Genomic DNA, 17,308 nt, shown 5'->3' with positions numbered 1-17,308 from the left:
TGATTCCCCGTGATTCCCGTACGGATTTCTGTTTTCTTTCCACTTAAACTAAAGGGATAAAATCGCCATTTTCTCTTTTTATCTTACCTGCTTGTTCGAGCCTTTTCACCACATCGGACAAAGTACCCATTTGTCTTATATTGGCAGATTGCATGATTGCACTTTTCCTGGCCCCAGGTCCCAATTCCTTTATTGCTGCAAGCACTACTTTTTCCTTGGAGGCAAGAAAATCCTCCATAAAGGTATAGGCCTTTGGTGTAAGTTTCATTTGATCATTAAAGTAACCCAGTTTTTTTAGACCAAGGGCATCACAATCTTCAGGCATATGATCCATCATTAAATCTACATATAATTTTTCTTTTTCATCCACTAATAACACCCCCAAATATACTACTAGGACCCTAGACATAAAATCTCTCAACATAAGGAATTCGCTAAAAATTTGCAAGTTTCCTTTAAATAAGCATAATTATTTGAATAAAAGGTGTAATAAAAAAGGTGAAGAATTAATTTATTAAGAAGTTTTGGAGGTGGTTTGATGAATTGTACTTGTAATGGCACGATGAATGGAACAAAGGAAACATATCATGCCAAATGGGGGGAGTACCTCGTAGATATTAAGGGTGTAAGGGCTTACAAATGTGATTCCTGCGGTAAGATACTTTATGAACCGGAAGAGGTAAATCTTTTACTAAATCTTACGGTTTTATTATCGGGTCTCTCTGAAGATAAAAGGCCTAAGGTTATAGACTTTGAAAAGTACAAGTATTCCCACCTAATTGATGAATAAATAAATTTTTATATTTGAACTGTTAGCCGGGTAAAACCCGGCTAAATTATTTATCGAAAAGGATTTCCACGATAAATAAAGAATAATCAGTATACACTCACTACCTACTTAACCAAATACTCACCAGCACACCTTTCAACAAACATAGCCTATCAATAACAACATGAAACCTGACCATATGAAACGACTGTTTTTATCATCGAAAAACAGGAGGAGGGGTTTTTGTTGGCCATTCAATACTCCCTACATGATCAAGTGTTAGATTTTATCCAATTATTAAAGGGGGCGGCTCCTAAGGAAATGGGCAAAATATTTACCCAGGGGGGATGCTACCGTTTTCATTTAATCATTAAGACTGTTTTTCCAGGGGCCAAGCCTTACAAAGTAGCCTATTGCCGAAACCCCAATAATCTTACCAAAACAGATTTTCTGCCCAAACACATTATTAGCAACATCGGTGACCGCTATTACGATATTAACGGTGAATTTAAGCTTGAGAAACAGAAAAGCTATAATATTTTGGCAGCAATGACAGAGGCAGATATTAAACTAGCAGAGAAATTTAGCTTTGTTATTAAATAACCCTTTGTGCTACCACTGCGGCAGCAACGGCAGCCCCTACACTTGAACCATCGTTTATGTGTTTTACCACAATAGCATCACTTTTTTCCGGATAAACCTCATGAAAGGCCTGAAAAATAGTAGACAAAAAGAAAGGCATCTTTTCAAACATCGATCCATCGATACCAATAACGTGACGTGACTTTAACCCGGGGTCAATTCGCAGCAAAATGCCAATAAATGTGGCAGCAATCAAGCGGGCTGCGCGACGAACAACCATGAGGCTGATCTGACGTAGGGAGTTTAATTCTTTAAAGGAAAGCTCCTGAACGGCCCATTTAGTCTTAACCCAATTTGCCACAGAGGATAAGTCTGTGCTTTCATCCTTTATGATAAGAGCTACTTCCGGTGCTGAAATTGAATGGGCAACTTCAATCGCTGCAGCTCGACCCCCAAAAAGGAGTTTTTCTTCCACCAAGCTTCCGATAATTAAACGGATTAGTTCACCCACATACCTGCCTGACACAGCTTTTTCCAGTAATTGTTGATCTGGCTTTTCACTGGCTTCATCGAGGAGTCTATCAAAGACTGTTATGGGAAATTTATTAAAATTACCAGACTCGATATTTATCAGCATCGATCCTTCCAAATAACAAGTATTATGACCAGTGCCGCAAATGGAGCCAATATGGGCATCCGAATCCAAATAGGCAGCAGTTAAAAGGGTGGCTGTGGTATCGTTTAAGATCACCACTGGCTTAATATGCTGTAGGGAAATCCTGTCCAGGGCAGCCTCTAATAAGGCGGTTACCTCCTTGCTTTCAACGCCCCCTGTCTTAAATTCCTTTGTCCAGTTTAATAAAATTGCCCTGGCGGAGTTTATTTGCTGGGTGGGAAAGGAAAAGGTATGTCCAAGCAGGTTGGTACCTGTACGACAGTCCTTCGTTAAATGGCCAATCTGCAGCACAATAAAATCAAATAATTCTTCAGCAGTTGTATTTTCGGATGTATAGTCATAGTTACCGGCCGAGTCCCGCAGGGTAACCGAACAGGTCCTTTTTATTTTATAGCAACCATCTCCCCCTAGGCCTATCAACCCTATCCGAACATTTGTCCCACCAAAATCAATTGTTAAAAAATCACCCAATTCTTTGCCGGTGGGGGGTGTTATAAAAGTAGGCAACATTTTTAAAGACCCTTGGCCCCATCGACCAGCCAGCATTTCCTCCGAAAAGGTTTTGGCAATTTCACAAACTGTTTCCCCAGGCACAGCAAAGGCCCTTTCCAATTCCTCTAACCGTTCCCTCAAAACACGCATCACATTCACCCTCCTTTAGGGTTCAGGCTTGCATATTGCACCTTTATGATATTATAAGTCTTTTCGCTTTAAACTAATATTTTATGTTATAATTTCAGGGTGATTTTTCATTTAGAAAAAAGGAGAACGCTATGAGTGTATTAACAGTAGAAAACGTGACCCATGGTTTTGGTGGGAGGGCAATATTAGAGGATGCATCCTTTCGCCTGCTTAAGGGAGAGCACGTCGGTTTAGTGGGGGCAAACGGCGAGGGAAAATCTACTTTTCTTGCTATCATAACGGGTGAATTAACCCCTGACCAAGGAAAGGTTGAATGGTCCAACCGTGTTACGGTGGGTTACCTGGATCAACATACGATTTTAACCAGGGGCAAAACGATTCGTGAGGTTTTAAGGGAAGCATTTCAAGGCATGTATGATCTGGAAGCCGAAATGCTTCAGCTATACGATAAAATGAGTGAAGCCTCTGAGGCTGAAATAAATAAAATGATGGAAGATGTAGGAGATATTCAGAACATCTTAGAACACAATGGCTTTTATACCATTGATGCCAAGATTGAGGAAATCAGCAACGGTTTAGGCCTAGCGGATATCGGTTTGGACAAGGATGTCACCGACCTTAGCGGAGGCCAGAGAACCAAGGTCCTGCTAACCAAATTGCTTCTACAAAACCCTACTATATTAATATTAGATGAGCCCACAAACTTTTTGGATTTTGAACATATTGAATGGCTCAAAAGGTATTTAACCAACTACGAAAATGCCTTCATTTTGGTGTCCCATGATGTACCCTTTATGAATGACGTGGTTAATGTTATTTATCACGTAGAAAACAGCATTCTGACCCGATATGCGGGCAATTATAATCAATTTTTACAGGGTTACGAGCTAAAAAAGCAACAGGAACTTAAGGCCTACGAAAAACAACAAAAAGAAGTAGAAAGACTGGAAGACTTTATTGCCCGCAATAAGGCCCGCATATCGACCACTGGCAGAGCGAAAAGCCGGCAAAAGCAACTGGATAAAATGGAAATTCTAGAAAAACCAAAGGAAAAAATGAAACCAACCTTTAAATTTAACCCGGCCAAAACTCCTGGTAGAATTATTTTTGAGGCCACGGACCTTGTATTAGGCTATCATGAACCCCTAACCCAGCCCTTGAATCTTATCTTGGAAAGAAACCAGAAAGTAGCCATTCGGGGAGTTAACGGCCTGGGTAAATCTACCTTGTTAAAAACCTTAATGGGTGAAGTTAAGCCCTTTGGAGGAGAAGTAAAGCTGGGGGAAAGTATCTTTGCCGGTTATTTTGAACAGGAAAGCAGCAAGGATAATAGTAATACGGCCATGGAAGAAATCTGGGATGAATACCCAGGGCTGAGTAACTACGAGGTTCGTCAGTCCCTTGCCAAATGCGGTCTGACCAATGAACACATCACCAGTCAAATGATGGTTTTAAGTGGCGGTGAGAACGCCAAGGTTAGATTATGTAAGCTGATGCTCAAGGAGGTTAACTGGCTTTTATTAGACGAACCTACCAACCACCTGGATGTTGACGCCAAAGCAGAATTAAAAAAGGCCCTCCAGGAATTTAAAGGAACCATTATTCTAGTATCCCACGAGCCTGACTTTTATGAGGATTGGGTAACCGACATATGGAATTTAGAGGATTGGACAACTAAAATCGTTTAATTTTTATGCAAAGCACCCGGGTAAGCGGCGGCGGGTCAGGAAAACATTTAATGCGAAAGTCGGCATGGCACATTCGGTTATGCCGACTTTTGCCATTGCGTGGTTATCTTGGGCTTGTGATGTAGCAACCCATTTACTGTAAATTAACTCTTTTCTCTGTCTAAAGTGCCGTTCCTTTTGTCGGTATAAACAACCGGGACATGTCAGCCCCCTCTAATTCAAGCAATTTTACTTTTGTCTGAACACCCCCAGCGTACCCTGTCAAGCTGCCGTTTGAGCCTACAACCCGGTGACAAGGGATAATAATAGAGATGGGATTATGCCCAACCGCACCGCCTACCGCTTGACTTGACATACTTTCCTTTTTCATCTTCGCCGCCATTTTTTTTGCAATGTCGCCATAAGTAATAACTTTGCCATAGGGTATTTCGCATAAAATATGCCATATTCCTTGACGAAACTCGCTGCCAACGGGCGCTAACGGCAATTCTGAAATGTCGGGTTGTTCACCCGCAAAGTATCTGTCCAGCCATTTTTTAGCGGTGTCTAATATCGGCAGGTCGTCGTTCTCGATCATATCTTCCAGTATCGTATTCCCGTGATACTTTTGTCCTTCAATCCATAGGCCAACAAGATTACTTCCGTCACATGCAAGTGTTATTACTCCTACGGGTGACGGATAGGTTGCCCGATAATACATTTTATACCTCCTTATAGTGTGTTCCAAAGGTTGACGGTGGCATAACTGCGCCACGGTCGCCAGGCTTCTGCTATTTTCAACAATTCTTTTGCTGTGTAGGGCTGTAAGGCTTTTTTTACACCCGCGTCTGTTTCAAGGAAAGCGTCAGGCCATTCCATCGCACGCATGGCAATATATTGCGCTGTCCAGCTTCCAATACCACGAATAGCCATCAGCTTTTTCATTTCTTCCTCCGGTTGGGCGCAAAGGTCAAAATCAATTTCCCCTTGCACGAATGCCCGTGCCAGTTCGTAAATCGTATTTGACCGCGCAGCAGTGACACCTAACACGCCAAAGTGATTTTCAATGGATCCGTCCAAAGCGAATACCGCTTCGGGTAAAGGAAAGATATGGGTCAAGCCCTTCATCCCAGTTTGTATAGGCGTGCCGTAAGTTTCAACAATCCTTGCCGCTAATGTGGTTGCTGCTTTCACGGTGATTTGCTGTCCAAGCACCGCCCGTACTGCCATCTCAAAAGCGTTGAAGCATCCCGGCACACGGGTGCCCAAAACACAAAGGCTGGGTCGAATGTTGTTCATTACCCGGAGTGTTTCATACACCGCCTCAGGGTCGCAATATAAGTCAAATAGGTGTCGTATTCGCGCTAATACTTGCGGGAGTACAGGCAGTAACGTTTCACTCACGGTAACACTCAATGCATTTTTTTTAGGCACATGGCCTACCCTTACCCAGCCGTATACATGTTTTCCCGCCGGGTTTTTCCAATGTACGGTACGCATGTATTCACCGTTTTTTACAACCTCAATTCCTGCTATGGCGCGTCCGGCAAGGAAGTTCAACATTTCTTCCCAAGGATAGGGCGGGCGGTAGCCCAATGCTAAAGTAATGTTATCATTAGGTTTTTTTTCTTCTGAGGTGTGTTTCCGTAAAGCTGTGGGTGAAAGTTTGTACTGTTTTTTGAAAAGGTCATTGAAACGGCGCAAACTGCCAAAACCAGCCGCCATTGCAACCTCCAGAACCGACAAATCTGTGTCTGTAAGCAGATTTTTAGCAAGGAGCAATCTGCATGTTTGCAAATATTGGACCGGCGACACATGATACTCTGCGGTAAAAACACGCCGCAAATGTCGGTCCGTACAACCAAGCCGCCCGGCTATTTCCTCTAAATTCTGTCCGCTTCCGCAATTTTTTTCTAACATTCTTGCTGCCCGGTAAACTAAATTAGCGGTAGCGTCCGTGATTGAAGTACCGGGGGCAAGCTCAGGTCTACATAAAAGGCATGGGCGGTACCCGGCTTGTTCAGCTTCCGCTGCGGTCCGATAAAAAGTGCAGTTTTCGGCTTTCGGTTGTCTTGCCCGGCACACCGGGCGGCAGTATATGCCCGTGGAAGATATTCCTACAAAAAAACGTCCATCAAAGCGAGCGTCTTTCGCCTTAAAGGCTACGTATAGACCGCTATCGTTATCGATCATTCTTTTTCGCCCCCTTTTTTGAAGCAATTAAATTATAGCACGTTTCACGCAAATAACTCGCTATTTTCGGACATGCTTCTTGATATAAGCAATTAAGGGATACCCTTCGCAGTATCCCTTTTTCGTTCGATATTCAGTTTTAGTAGCGTTCCCGCTTGCCCGTTGCCATAAAAACATTGATTATGTCATCATGGCATATGCAACTGTGTTTTTTCTAACCATAATTTTGTGTAAAATGTCAATACTATGTATATACTGCTTAATATGGAGGGTTGCCATTGTTTTTCGTTTGTCATAATATTTCTGGTGAATTGGTTGATCGTGCTGGTCTTATTCAATCCCATAGCAATTTTAAGGAACCCATTGCCTTTGAAGACCCTGATGAGGCTGTAAGATTTATTGACTTTGTATTAAATGGGGCCTATGACCACCAAGAAAAAGAGAAAGAATTTGAAGGCAAGGTCTATACCTGTTACTCTGTTCAACAGCAGGAACAAACTAAAAAAAGCTGTGGCTGTAGTTGTAGTAGGTAAAAATAATATAATAAGGAAGGGACAGTTTATGGAAACAGAAAATGATGTTGTAAAATTTGCTTCAGATATTAGGGAATTTCTCCAAACTGCTTCACAGAATGGCAAGATTTCCTCTGAGAAAATTGAAAACATAATTGATATGTTGGAAAATGCTAAGCAATCCGCCTTAGCCCAGGGTAAAGGAGTCGACCCGATCCAGGAGCTTATTCAAGAGTTAAAAGAATACTAAAATGGGAACGACCGAGGGGTCGTTCCCATTATTTATAGTCACAACGTTAGAAGAAACAATTAAATTTGTTTAAGCTGTTCCGCTGGAGTTCTTTTTAGCCAAAATAGTAGACAAATAGGTTGGTTTTAGTTCCGGGCTTCTTAAATCAAAAAGGATTGATTCATCCTTGTGGCCGCACTTACTTACCATTACGGCCTGATCCAATAAATCGTGATCAGACATTTCATTGATTAGCTTAGAGGTATTTCGGGAAACCTTCATGAGCACTACATTATCGGCCAAGGCTAAGGCTTGGCTTAGCTTTTCAGCCTGGCAGGTGGCGGGGATGATGGTGAGTATCTCATTCCCTTCTGCTAAGGGAAAGCCAACCCGACTGGCCGAAGCGGCAAAGGAAGTAATACCGGGAATTGTTTGTATTGCCACCTGATGTTTTGCCAATAACCGATAAATATAGATGTATGTACTATAAAGCATGGGATCGCCCAGGGTCAAAAAGGCTACCCCTTTGCCAGCCTGCAAAAGATCCAGAATGGTTAACATGTTGTTTTCCCAGGCCTCGTTTAATTCCAGCTCATCATCCACCATGGGGAAGGTTAATTCCAGGATCTCGGTATCCTCTTTAATGTGGGGACGTGCAATACGAAGGGCTGTGCTAGCAGCCCGTGCATTGGGGCGAGGGGCAATAACCACCGCCACCTCTTTTAAGATATGTACGGCCTTTAGTGTAATCAATTCCGGGTCACCGGGACCTACGCCAATGCCATAGAATATACCTTTCATGCTTTACCTCCCATTATTATCTTGTATAGGGGTATTATTCTGAATCAAATCCATTAAAGCCTGCCGGCTGCGGGGAATAGGCAGGTTTTTTGGCAGATGCCCTGCCAGTTGTAAGGAATTGAATATTTCTAAAACAATTGGTTTGGTAAGGTGGTTGTCTGCCAATAATTCATCCTGGGACAAGATAATTTCCGGGGCCCCCTGGCCAGTGATCAGCCCGTTGTTCATTAAAATAATTTCGTCTGCAAAGCCATAGGCTTCTTCCACATTGTGAGTCACCAGAAGAACGGACATGCCTTTCTGATTGAGTGTATTTAGTAGCTGCATGATTTCCTTTGAGTTATGCGGGTCCAATGAGGCAGTTGGTTCATCCAGGATCAGTAACTCCGGCTTCATGGCTAAAACAGCGGCAATGGATACCAACTTTTTCTGGCCATAGCTTAGCAAATGTACTGGCTTGTCAACTAAATGAGGGATGCCGCTTAGTTCAAGGGAGCTAAATACCCGTTCCTCCACTTGTTTCTTGGCCAAACCCAAATTTATTGGGCCAAAGGATACCTCCTGACGTACACTGGGTGCAAATAGCTGACTTTCAGGATCCTGGAAAACAAGACCAACTCGGCTGCGCAAATTAGCTAAGGAAGAACGGTTGTAGTGCAGTTCCTTACCCTGGAAAAAGATTTTTCCTGAGGTTGGCTTTATAAGTGCAATTAAATGCAGCAGCAAAGTGGATTTTCCTGCACCATTCGTACCTAATAAAGCAATTTTTTTACCCTTTTTAATAGTAATGGAGATATCCTGCAGGGCGATGGTTCCATCGGGATACTGACAACGGAGATTGCATGTTTCCAGAATAATGTCTGTCATTATATAATACTCCCGCCTTTATATGCTACCAATAATAACAGTATTTCAATAAAGCAAATAATCGTAATATTTCTTGTGGAGTAGGTATAATCCCTGGCTAAAACTTGTAAGGAACCATTATACCCCCTTGCTTCCAGGGCTAAGGTAAGTTCCCTGGAGCGGCGGAGAGATTGCAGCAGCAGGCCACTGACCAACATGCTCATGGAATGCAAACCTTTTTTACCAGAGGAATAACCCAACCGGGCGGATTGGGCAAGATATGTTTTTTGCCCGCTGTCCCAGAGTACAAATAAAAAACGATAGATTAATAGCATCAGTTCCAGAAATAACTCTGGGATCCTGAGCTTTCGTAACAGATCAATGATATCCAGCATCGATGTGGTAAGGATTAAAAAAAACAAACAGGAGGAACAGGCCAAGGATTTGGTAAAGACCATAAGGGAAGTATGCAAGCTTTCGGTTGTTATACCTAGGGGGTAACCCAGTAAGCTCCACTGACAAATGACCATATCCGTTGGGTTTATGGTTGTTACAGCAATACTTAAGCTTCCTAAGGAGAGGAAGGTAATGGGCAGTAACAGGAGCTTTAAATAAAAACGCAGAGGCACTTTCCCCATGAAAGTAGTGCCTCCTGCCATTAGAACCAAAACTAGAAAAGATATAATAGCCGAATTCGCTAAGATACAAATAATCATATTGACAATGGCAAAAAATGTTTTTTCCACCGGGTGTACTTGCCCTAAGGGACTGTTATAGGAAAATCGATCAAGCAGCACTTGATTTTTTTGCCGCCTTTCTTTTGCCATTCCAGAAACCGATAATATAACAAATTACTCCGGCACCTATTGCTGCCTGAAGAGCAAAAAGTAAGCTCTCAATTTCCCCACTCGGTGGTTCCCAGAATGGTTCAAACCAGGGTTGGTAGTCCTGATTTACCTGGCTAATCACGGTTTCAATTTGTCCATCGGCACCTTCAAATCCTGCTTCGGGCAAGAAAATAAGGGGTATAATGAGCAATAGGACCACAATACCTAAAAGTACCCAGTTTAAGGACCGATTGGAAGAAGGGTTATTACTTGACGAAATCATAGGGACCGCTCCTTTCGTTTTTGATTAGCCCGGGCAGAAATTCTTCCTTGTAATTGTACAGTAAGCTAAAAACAAATACAGTCAATAATCCTTCTGTTATGGCTAATGGAAGTTGGGTAATACCAAAAATGCTCATGAACTTATAAAAAGAAATTAAATAACCGCCCGTACTGTCGGGGAATGCCAAGGTCAATTGGAGGGAGGTAACCATGTAGGTCGCCATATCACCCAATGAAGCAGCCAAAAACACCGCAACCTTCGCATTCCGCTTCTTTAACAGTTGGTAAATGCCAAAAGATACGAAGGGACCCACAATACCCATGGAAAACACATTGGCACCAAGGGTTGTTATCCCACCGTGGGCCAATAATAAAGCCTGAAATAACAAAACAATACAACCTAGAACACTCATCACGGCGGGACCAAACAAAATGGCACCCAGTCCCACACCGGTGGGGTGAGAACAACTGCCTGTGACCGAAGGGATTTTTAAAGCGGAAAGAACAAACACAAAGGCCCCCGCCAAACCCAGCAGCATTTTTAGATTTGGGTTTGCCTGTAAAGTTTTGCGAATGGAGCGAAGTCCCCAGATAACAAAGGGAGCCGATAGGGCCAACCAGAATAAGCACCAACCGGCAGGTAGAAAACCCTCGGCAATATGCATCGCATAGGCGGCATTAGGAGTAAGGAATAATAAGCAGAAAACGACCCAAAGTGAAGTAACCCGATATTTCATGGTTCTAAGTCCCCCTTTAATACAATTTTCCCAATATTTTGACATATCGCTTGCCTGTTTTAGCACTGGTTTTCTAACTAGTTAAGAAGTTCATAGGCCTGTCGTATATGCTTGATGTAGATTTCCACAATGTTATCAAATTCCAAAAGGCCCTTGAGAAGAGTTGTTACCGGATAGTTTTGAGCCAATTCATTTTGCCAGGCATCTGGCTCAGACCCGGCCAAATCATTGATGGCATGATCACCGGCAATATTCATAAAGGGGACGAGCGTTACCTTTTGAAAATCCTTCCTGGCAAGATCAGCCTTAACATCCGTTAATGAAGGATAACCCTCAATGGTACCAAGGATAACATTTGGATAGGTTTGACGCAGCATATCATTTAGGCAACCGTAGACACTAAAGCTATGATGATCACTGCCATGACCCACCAGTACCAGAGCATGTTGGGGGTCCGCAGGAACCAGATCCTTGATACAGGCCACAACCTCCTGGTAGTCTGTCAGATGATAAAGGAGTGGCGCCCCCAGGGTTAATTGATGAAAACCAAACTTACCTATTTTACTCTGAAACTGCTTGCCGGAAATACCTCGCAGGTGAGACATATTATCTACCACATTGACCAGATCATAGTATTCCATGCCTGGTATGATATGCACGGACTGTACCACTACCCTGGTATAGCCTTCATCCTGCAGCCTAGCCAAAGCAGTAATCGGACTGTCTATCTGGATACCTCTTTTGGCCAATACCCCACGAATACTCTTTGCCGTGTAGGCCCAGCGTAGTTCGATACCGGGGAAAACTACTCTGACTTGATCCTCTAATTTTTTAAATGCAGCGGTTGCTTGATCCACAGTGGTGCCAAAGGTTACCAGTAGAATAGCTTTTTTTTCCATTACAATAACCACCTTTACAAAATAAAAAACCTTAACTAATTAAACGTTAAGGCAAGTCAAAAAAACCAGGATAAACCCCGGTTTAACTGCTTACCTCTCCTCGGGAGGGTCAGTTTTTTTGTTTGGCAGGTCTCCTGACTCAGGCATAAAAATTTGCTTCTACCTTCCCAGTAGTACCAGTGGTGTAAACTGAAACAAACTAGCCATTTACAGTGGCCGGACCGTTCGGGATTTGCACCCGATTCCCTTTTAAGCCCCCATAGGGGGAACCAAACACGAAGTATTAAATTATGGTGCCATCATAACATATATATTCCATTATGTCCATAAAAACCCATGTAAAAAACCGAGTCCTTCTTATGCCATAGAAAATATATATTGTCAGAATCATAAAAAAACGATACAATCCTTTAAAGAGTATAATTTTTCCAGGTGCCCCGGTAGGGGAGAATAGGGAATCGGGTGCAAGTCCCGAACGGTCCCGCCACTGTAAGCGGTAAGCGAATACCCATTTTGCCACTGACCTTGGGTTGGGAAGGCGGGTATCCGGCAATGACCCGCAAGTCAGGAGACCTGCCTGTAAAAATACAAATTCTGAGAATGATGGAAAAGTTCTCGGCCTATTAAGGCTGAGGACTTTTTATTTTTCAGGCAAGTTCACCCTGCCAGCGGCACCAGCAAGGATGACATGGGTAGATGGTTGATGGCTGATGGCTAAAAAAGCCCAAGGCTCATGGCCATTTGAAATAAAGGAGGTAAAAAAATGTCTTTATTAACTGAAACACTTGCCAGGATTCAACTACCGGACCAGACCTGTGAAGAACAGGCCAAACAGAGGTTAGACAGACTGACCAAACCACCTGGCAGCCTGGGCATATTAGAGGAGATCGCCTGGCGGTTGGCTGGTATCCAGCGGTCCCCTCTGCCGAAACTTCCTCTGGAGAAGGTATCACTGGTTTTAGCAGGAGATCACGGGGTAGTGGCAGAAGGGGTCAGTGCCTTTCCTCAGGAAGTAACGCCTCAAATGATCTTCAATTTTCTGCAAGGTGGTGCAGGTATCAATGTACTGGCCCGTCAGGCTGGTGCCAGGGTTGTGGTGGCTGATGTCGGGGTTACCGGACCACCCTTGGCAAGGGAAGGTCTGATTTCCTGTCGCGTAAGATCCGGCACAGATAATTTTGCCATCGGTCCCGCCATGAGCAGGGATGATGCCATTCGATCCATGGAGGCTGGTATCACCCTTCTAAGTCAGCAAGTTAAAAAACGTCCGGCCCTGGTTGGGATTGGTGAGGTGGGCATTGGCAATACCACGCCCAGTGCCGCTATTTTAGCCGCTTTTACAGGCGTGGCCCCGGAGGAAATTACTGGTCGCGGCACAGGTATTGATGATCAACGACTGCAACATAAGATCGCTGTGATTAAGCAAGGGCTGGCGGTAAATCAACCCGATGCCAAGGATGGCCTAGATGTGCTGGCCAAGGTGGGTGGCTTAGAAATAGGTGCTATGGCGGGGGTTATCTTGGGTTGTGCCGCAGAGGGAATTCCGGTCGTGCTGGACGGGTTTATCTCCGGTGCAGCGGCAATGCTAGCCAAATCCCTGGCTCCTCTGAGCCGTAGGTTTATGTTTGCCTCCCATGTATCAGAAGAACCAGGCCACCGTTATATGATGCAGAAGTTAGAATTAAAACCCATTCTGCATATGGAAATGAGATTGGGCGAGGGCACAGGTGCCGCCTTAGCTTTCCCCATTATCGAATCTGCGCTACGTATTATTAACGAAATGGCTACCTTCGCAGAAGCAGGAGTTAGTGAAGGATAGATAGAAAAGGTGAAACCAAACCCTGGCTGCTTTTCCTTGTATTGCCATAAATTTTATACTATAATTTGTTTTACTAACTCTCGTTAAAAAGTATGAATATTCAAACAGGAGCAATCTATGAGAATACCAAGAATTGTTCTGGCCGGAACCCACAGTGGTGTAGGAAAGACTACCCTCACCCTGGGATTACTGTCAGCCTTCCGACGGAGGGGTATTAAGGTACAACCCTTCAAAGTAGGGCCTGATTATATCGATCCCGGCCTCCACAAAGCAGCCGCTGGCGTCACTTCCCATAACCTTGACAGTTGGATGGGCTCACCGGAGAAAGTGCATGAGTTATTTATTAAAAGGGCCAAGGGAATGGATCTTTCCCTGGTGGAAGGCGTCATGGGTTTATTTGACGGGGCCAGAGGGCAAGGGGAAAGGGGCAGTACAGCCCAGGTTGCCAAAATTATTAAGGCCCCGGTGGTTTTGGTTTTTTCAGCCCAGGGGTTGGCCCGCAGTGCTGCGGCCCTAATTAGCGGTTACCAAAATTTTGATCCGAATTTACAGGTCTGTGGCGTTATTGCCAATGGAGTAGGCAGTGAGGGTCATAGACAATTTATTAAACAGGTGTTGGAAGGGGAACTGGGCATTCCTTTACTGGGAGCATTGGTCAAACAAAGGGATATTGTGATGCCCCAGCGTCATTTGGGACTGCTGCCCGCAGCAGAAAATAAGGAATTAAACCAAACCCTAACAGCACTGGCCCAGTTAGTTGAGGAACAAATCGATGTGACACGGCTGCTGACTCTAGCCCAACAGGCATCGGAGCTGACAGATCGTGAAATACTGCCGGTACAACAGTCCTTTAAGGGTGTGAGGTTAGCGGTGGCTAGCGATGAAGCCTTTAATTTTTATTATCAAGACAGTCTTGATTACCTTGTAGAGTTAGGGGCGGAATTAGTATTTTTTAGTCCCCTGAGGGATACCCTGTTGCCACCGGATATAGACGGCATCTATATTGGCGGAGGATTTCCCGAACAATTTTTACCCATGTTAGCCGCTAATCAATTATTAAAGCATGAATTAGTAGAGCGCAGCCGGCAAGCAATGCCCGTTTATGCAGAGTGTGGTGGGTTTATGTATCTGTGTGAAAGCATTACGGATCTAGCCGGCCAAGCCTTTGCCGGGGTAGGACTGGTACCGGCTCGGGTAAAAATGGGACAGCGCCTGGCAGCCCTGGGTTATGTCCAGGCCAAGTTAACAAAAACCTGTTTGTTGGGAGAACCAGATATGACCCTGAAAGGACATGAGTTTCATTGGTCCATTATGGAGGATCTACCTGCCGCATCGAATGTCTATCAGTTAACCGGAGGACGTGGCAAGGAAGGCCGTGGTGAAGGCTATGCCCATAAGGAAATTCTGGCATCCTATGTACACATTCATTTTCGCTATAACCCTGGGGCGGCCCAAAACTTTTTAGCGGCCTGCCAACGATACAGGGTACGGAGAGTAAATCATGGAAGAAAGTAAAAAGGAGTTAAGATCTGGCTTTACCACCGGCACCTGTGCTGCAGCGGCGGCCAAGGCAGCGACAATGGCCCTGGTAAAGGGCATCATTGCCCAAAATGTTTCTGTTTCCCTACCCGGTGGTGGTCAGATCGTAATAGACATTGACCGGGTGGACAAAGAAGATCCGTTCTGTCGTGGTTCCGTGGTGAAGGATGCCGGTGACGATCCAGATGTGACCCACGGCATGACGGTTGTGGCTGAAGTGTCGCTGCAACCCGGAGAAATTCAGATTACCGGCGGCAAGGGTGTAGGAGTCGTTACCAAGCCCGGCCTGTCAGTGCCAGTGGGAGAAGCGGCCATTAACCCGGTACCCCGGCAAATGATTGAACAGGAAGTAAGGGAAGTATTGGGGCCGGATCGGGGAGCAAAGGTTGTCATAGCCGTGCCGGAGGGGGAATCGGTGGCAAATCTAACCATGAATCCCAAACTGGGTATTGTGGGAGGTATTTCCATCCTGGGCACCGGCGGCATTGTCCGGCCCATGTCTGAGGATGCTTACCGACGGTCTTTGGTGCCGCAAATTGATCAGGCCTTGGCCCTGGGACACAGCTTACTGGTACTGACACCGGGTCGTTTAGGGGTAAAAAAGGCAGCAGAGCTTGCACTACCCTCTGAGGCAGTGATCGAAACCAGTAATTTTATCGGCACCATGCTGGAAGAGTGTGCCAAAAGGCCTGTGGAAGGGGTACTTTTACTGGGTCACTTGGGTAAATTAGTCAAGCTAGCCGCGGGAATTTTTCATACCCTGGGCAAGCTTGCCGATGGACGGCGGGAAACCATTGCGGCCCACGCGGCTCTTTTGGGGGCACCCCGCTCGGTCATTGAATTGTTAATGAACATGAATACCGCTGAGGAAGCGGTAACTATCTTAGGTCGCCATGACTTATCCCAGGTCTTTGAAAACTTGGCTGCGGCAGCCAGTCAGAGGGCTGCTGGCTATGTCAGGGAAAAGTTCAAGGTGGGAACGGTCATGTATGCCCTCAGCGGTGAAATTGTGGGCTATGATGAGGGAGCCAGAGAAATTGGGGAGGCACTGGGATGGAAAATATCATCAAAGTAGTTGGTGTGGGTCCCGGTGGACCGGACTACCTTACTGCTGCCGGGGCTGCCGCCATACAACAGGCGGAAGTGGTGGTGGGTGGACGCAGGCTATTGGATCAGTTTGCCCGCCCGGGACAAGAAACCTATGCTCTGGCTGCCAATCTGGATGCTGCCATTGAATTTATACAACAAAACTATAAACACAAGCGGCTGGTGGTGCTGGTATCCGGAGATACAGGAATCTATAGTTTTGCCGCCACCCTGGCAGAAAAGCTGTCGCCTAACTGTTTAGAGTTTATTCCCGGCATTAGCTCTGTACAACTGATGTTTGCCAGGCTAAAAAGTCCCTGGCAGGATGCTGTGGTGCTAAGTCGCCACGGCAGAGAGGACCATCGGTTAGTCGGCATGGTTAAGGCAGGGATTACGGTTGCTGTTTTAACAGATGCTAAAAATAGTCCCCAGGCCTTAGCCAAGGAAGTATTAGCCAATGGTTGCCATAACTTGCCGGTTTCGGTGGGCTGCAATCTTTCCTGTGCCAATGAAACGATTTTCCGAGGAACTTTAGCTGCTCTGGCAGAGTCTAACCAAAAATTTGAGAATTGCGTGGTGGTTATCGGTGCCTAAAGTGGCATGGGCCTATACAACACCCGGTATACCGGATCAGCTTTTTAAACAGTCAAACACCGTGCCCATAACCAAACAGGAAATTCGCATGATTGCCATCGGGAAAATGAAATTATTTCCCGGTGCTGTGATCTATGATGTGGGGGCAGGCAGCGGCAGTGTGACGGTGGAATGTGCCCTCCAGATAAAAAACGGTACTGTTTTTGCTCTGGAAAAGGACAGTTCTGCCGATGAACTGGTAGAAGCCAATGCCCGACGCTTTGGACTTACGAATGTTCGTCTGGTACCAGGCTTTGCCCCTGACACAATGGAAAAGCTGCCGCCGGCGGACCGTATCTTTATTGGCGGCAGTGCCGGGGCCTTGACGGAAATTCTGGAGACAGCCCACCGCAAGCTTAAGCCCGGTGGTTGGCTGGTGGCCACTGCCATAACCCTGGAAACAGGTCCCCGGGTACTCAGATTCCTGGCGGATAAAGGTTATCAGCAAACAGAGGCTGTCAATATCACAGTGGCCAGGGCCAGGCAGGTGGGCCAATCCCAGATGTGGCAGGGTCTTAACCCGGTGCTGATAGTTAGCGGACAGAAAGCTGATTAATGGCCATGGGCCG

Annotated in this window: 20 protein-coding genes and 2 riboswitches; of the genes, 10 read left to right on the top strand and 10 right to left on the bottom strand. The window is 45.2% G+C overall.

From position 1 onward, the window contains the following. Window positions 1-43: 43 nt before the first annotated feature. Window positions 44-370, bottom strand: coding sequence for a hypothetical protein (locus AC1U9Z_RS01630; RefSeq protein WP_333530768.1), 327 nt, complete (start codon window positions 368-370; stop codon window positions 44-46). Between the two features lie 168 nt (window positions 371-538). On the opposite strand from AC1U9Z_RS01630, the gene AC1U9Z_RS01625 reads away from it, so the two are divergent. Both AC1U9Z_RS01625 and AC1U9Z_RS01620 read left to right on the top strand, forming a co-directional pair. Beyond that, window positions 539-790 (top strand): YgiT-type zinc finger protein, encoded by a 252-nt coding sequence (locus tag AC1U9Z_RS01625; protein WP_333530767.1) that lies wholly within the window; start codon window positions 539-541, stop codon window positions 788-790. 225 nt (window positions 791-1,015) lie between these two features. After that, window positions 1,016-1,372, top strand: a complete 357-nt coding sequence (locus AC1U9Z_RS01620) for a hypothetical protein (protein WP_333530766.1) — start codon at window positions 1,016-1,018, stop codon at window positions 1,370-1,372. On the opposite strand, the gene AC1U9Z_RS01615 is transcribed toward AC1U9Z_RS01620, so the two are convergent. Beyond that, window positions 1,365-2,669 (bottom strand): hexokinase family protein, encoded by a 1,305-nt coding sequence (locus tag AC1U9Z_RS01615; RefSeq protein WP_479955454.1) that lies wholly within the window; start codon window positions 2,667-2,669, stop codon window positions 1,365-1,367. The genes AC1U9Z_RS01620 and AC1U9Z_RS01615 overlap by 8 nt on opposite strands. A 131-nt stretch (window positions 2,670-2,800) precedes the next feature. On the opposite strand from AC1U9Z_RS01615, the gene AC1U9Z_RS01610 reads away from it, so the two are divergent. Beyond that, window positions 2,801-4,357 (top strand): ABC-F family ATP-binding cassette domain-containing protein, encoded by a 1,557-nt coding sequence (locus tag AC1U9Z_RS01610; protein WP_479955453.1) that lies wholly within the window; start codon window positions 2,801-2,803, stop codon window positions 4,355-4,357. Between the two features lie 160 nt (window positions 4,358-4,517). On the opposite strand, the gene AC1U9Z_RS01605 is transcribed toward AC1U9Z_RS01610, so the two are convergent. Next, window positions 4,518-5,057 (bottom strand): methylated-DNA--[protein]-cysteine S-methyltransferase, encoded by a 540-nt coding sequence (locus AC1U9Z_RS01605; RefSeq protein ID WP_479955452.1) that lies wholly within the window; start codon window positions 5,055-5,057, stop codon window positions 4,518-4,520. Window positions 5,058-5,068: 11 nt separating this feature from the next. Further along, complete coding sequence (locus tag AC1U9Z_RS01600; RefSeq protein WP_479955451.1) at window positions 5,069-6,529, bottom strand: AlkA N-terminal domain-containing protein; 1,461 nt, start codon at window positions 6,527-6,529, stop codon at window positions 5,069-5,071. A 278-nt stretch (window positions 6,530-6,807) separates the two neighbouring features. Between AC1U9Z_RS01600 and AC1U9Z_RS01595 the strand changes: the two genes are divergently transcribed. Both AC1U9Z_RS01595 and AC1U9Z_RS01590 read left to right on the top strand, forming a co-directional pair. Then, on the top strand, window positions 6,808-7,062 hold the full coding sequence (locus AC1U9Z_RS01595) for a hypothetical protein (RefSeq protein ID WP_333530762.1): 255 nt from the start codon (window positions 6,808-6,810) through the stop codon (window positions 7,060-7,062). A 28-nt stretch (window positions 7,063-7,090) separates the two neighbouring features. Next, the gene (locus tag AC1U9Z_RS01590; RefSeq protein WP_333530761.1) at window positions 7,091-7,291 is read left to right on the top strand and encodes a hypothetical protein; all 201 of its coding nucleotides are present in this window, start codon (window positions 7,091-7,093) and stop codon (window positions 7,289-7,291) included. 69 nt (window positions 7,292-7,360) lie between these two features. Here the strand turns inward: AC1U9Z_RS01590 and cobI are convergent, their stop codons facing one another. The 6 genes from cobI to AC1U9Z_RS01560 form a co-directional block, all read right to left on the bottom strand. Then, the gene (gene cobI / locus AC1U9Z_RS01585; protein ID WP_479955450.1) at window positions 7,361-8,071 is read right to left on the bottom strand and encodes a precorrin-2 C(20)-methyltransferase; all 711 of its coding nucleotides are present in this window, start codon (window positions 8,069-8,071) and stop codon (window positions 7,361-7,363) included. A gap of 3 nt (window positions 8,072-8,074) precedes the next feature. Then, window positions 8,075-8,938: an energy-coupling factor ABC transporter ATP-binding protein gene (locus AC1U9Z_RS01580; protein WP_479955449.1), complete on the bottom strand. Its 864-nt coding sequence runs from the start codon at window positions 8,936-8,938 to the stop codon at window positions 8,075-8,077. Further along, a complete protein-coding gene (gene cbiQ / locus AC1U9Z_RS01575) occupies window positions 8,938-9,744 on the bottom strand; it encodes a cobalt ECF transporter T component CbiQ (protein ID WP_333530758.1) in 807 nt (268 codons plus the stop codon). Before cbiQ ends, AC1U9Z_RS01580 begins: the two co-directional genes overlap by 1 nt. After that, window positions 9,704-10,027 (bottom strand): energy-coupling factor ABC transporter substrate-binding protein, encoded by a 324-nt coding sequence (locus tag AC1U9Z_RS01570; RefSeq protein ID WP_333530757.1) that lies wholly within the window; start codon window positions 10,025-10,027, stop codon window positions 9,704-9,706. Before AC1U9Z_RS01570 ends, cbiQ begins: the two co-directional genes overlap by 41 nt. Further along, entirely contained in the window at window positions 10,011-10,763 is a 753-nt protein-coding gene (locus AC1U9Z_RS01565) for an energy-coupling factor ABC transporter permease (RefSeq protein ID WP_333530756.1), read from the bottom strand. Before AC1U9Z_RS01565 ends, AC1U9Z_RS01570 begins: the two co-directional genes overlap by 17 nt. A 77-nt stretch (window positions 10,764-10,840) precedes the next feature. After that, window positions 10,841-11,662 carry a sirohydrochlorin cobaltochelatase gene (locus tag AC1U9Z_RS01560; RefSeq protein ID WP_479955448.1) on the bottom strand — a complete coding sequence of 274 codons (822 nt, stop codon included), beginning with the start codon at window positions 11,660-11,662 and terminating at the stop codon, window positions 10,841-10,843. Window positions 11,663-11,769: 107 nt separating this feature from the next. Beyond that, window positions 11,770-11,951: riboswitch (cobalamin riboswitch) on the bottom strand. A gap of 124 nt (window positions 11,952-12,075) precedes the next feature. Continuing rightward, window positions 12,076-12,257, top strand: a riboswitch (cobalamin riboswitch). 168 nt (window positions 12,258-12,425) lie between these two features. Here AC1U9Z_RS01560 and cobT point away from each other — a divergent pair. The 5 genes from cobT to cbiT all read left to right on the top strand — a co-directional run bounded on the left by cobT (window position 12,426) and on the right by cbiT (window position 17,295). Next, window positions 12,426-13,481 (top strand): nicotinate-nucleotide--dimethylbenzimidazole phosphoribosyltransferase, encoded by a 1,056-nt coding sequence (gene cobT / locus AC1U9Z_RS01555; RefSeq protein ID WP_479955447.1) that lies wholly within the window; start codon window positions 12,426-12,428, stop codon window positions 13,479-13,481. Window positions 13,482-13,598: 117 nt separating this feature from the next. Beyond that, window positions 13,599-14,996 (top strand): cobyrinic acid a,c-diamide synthase CobB, encoded by a 1,398-nt coding sequence (locus AC1U9Z_RS01550; RefSeq protein WP_479955446.1) that lies wholly within the window; start codon window positions 13,599-13,601, stop codon window positions 14,994-14,996. After that, window positions 14,983-16,095 carry a cobalt-precorrin-5B (C(1))-methyltransferase CbiD gene (gene cbiD, locus AC1U9Z_RS01545; RefSeq protein ID WP_479955445.1) on the top strand — a complete coding sequence of 371 codons (1,113 nt, stop codon included), beginning with the start codon at window positions 14,983-14,985 and terminating at the stop codon, window positions 16,093-16,095. Before AC1U9Z_RS01550 ends, cbiD begins: the two co-directional genes overlap by 14 nt. Further along, a complete protein-coding gene (gene cbiE, locus AC1U9Z_RS01540) occupies window positions 16,074-16,700 on the top strand; it encodes a precorrin-6y C5,15-methyltransferase (decarboxylating) subunit CbiE (RefSeq protein WP_479955444.1) in 627 nt (208 codons plus the stop codon). Before cbiD ends, cbiE begins: the two co-directional genes overlap by 22 nt. Continuing rightward, window positions 16,693-17,295 (top strand): precorrin-6Y C5,15-methyltransferase (decarboxylating) subunit CbiT, encoded by a 603-nt coding sequence (gene cbiT / locus AC1U9Z_RS01535; protein WP_479955443.1) that lies wholly within the window; start codon window positions 16,693-16,695, stop codon window positions 17,293-17,295. Before cbiE ends, cbiT begins: the two co-directional genes overlap by 8 nt. The last annotated feature ends 13 nt before the right edge of the window (window positions 17,296-17,308 follow it).

It is taken from the genome of Desulfotomaculum sp., assembly GCF_982386235.1.
The sequence above is the reverse complement of the archived record's forward strand: the minus strand, read 5'-3'. Positions and strand labels throughout refer to the sequence as shown.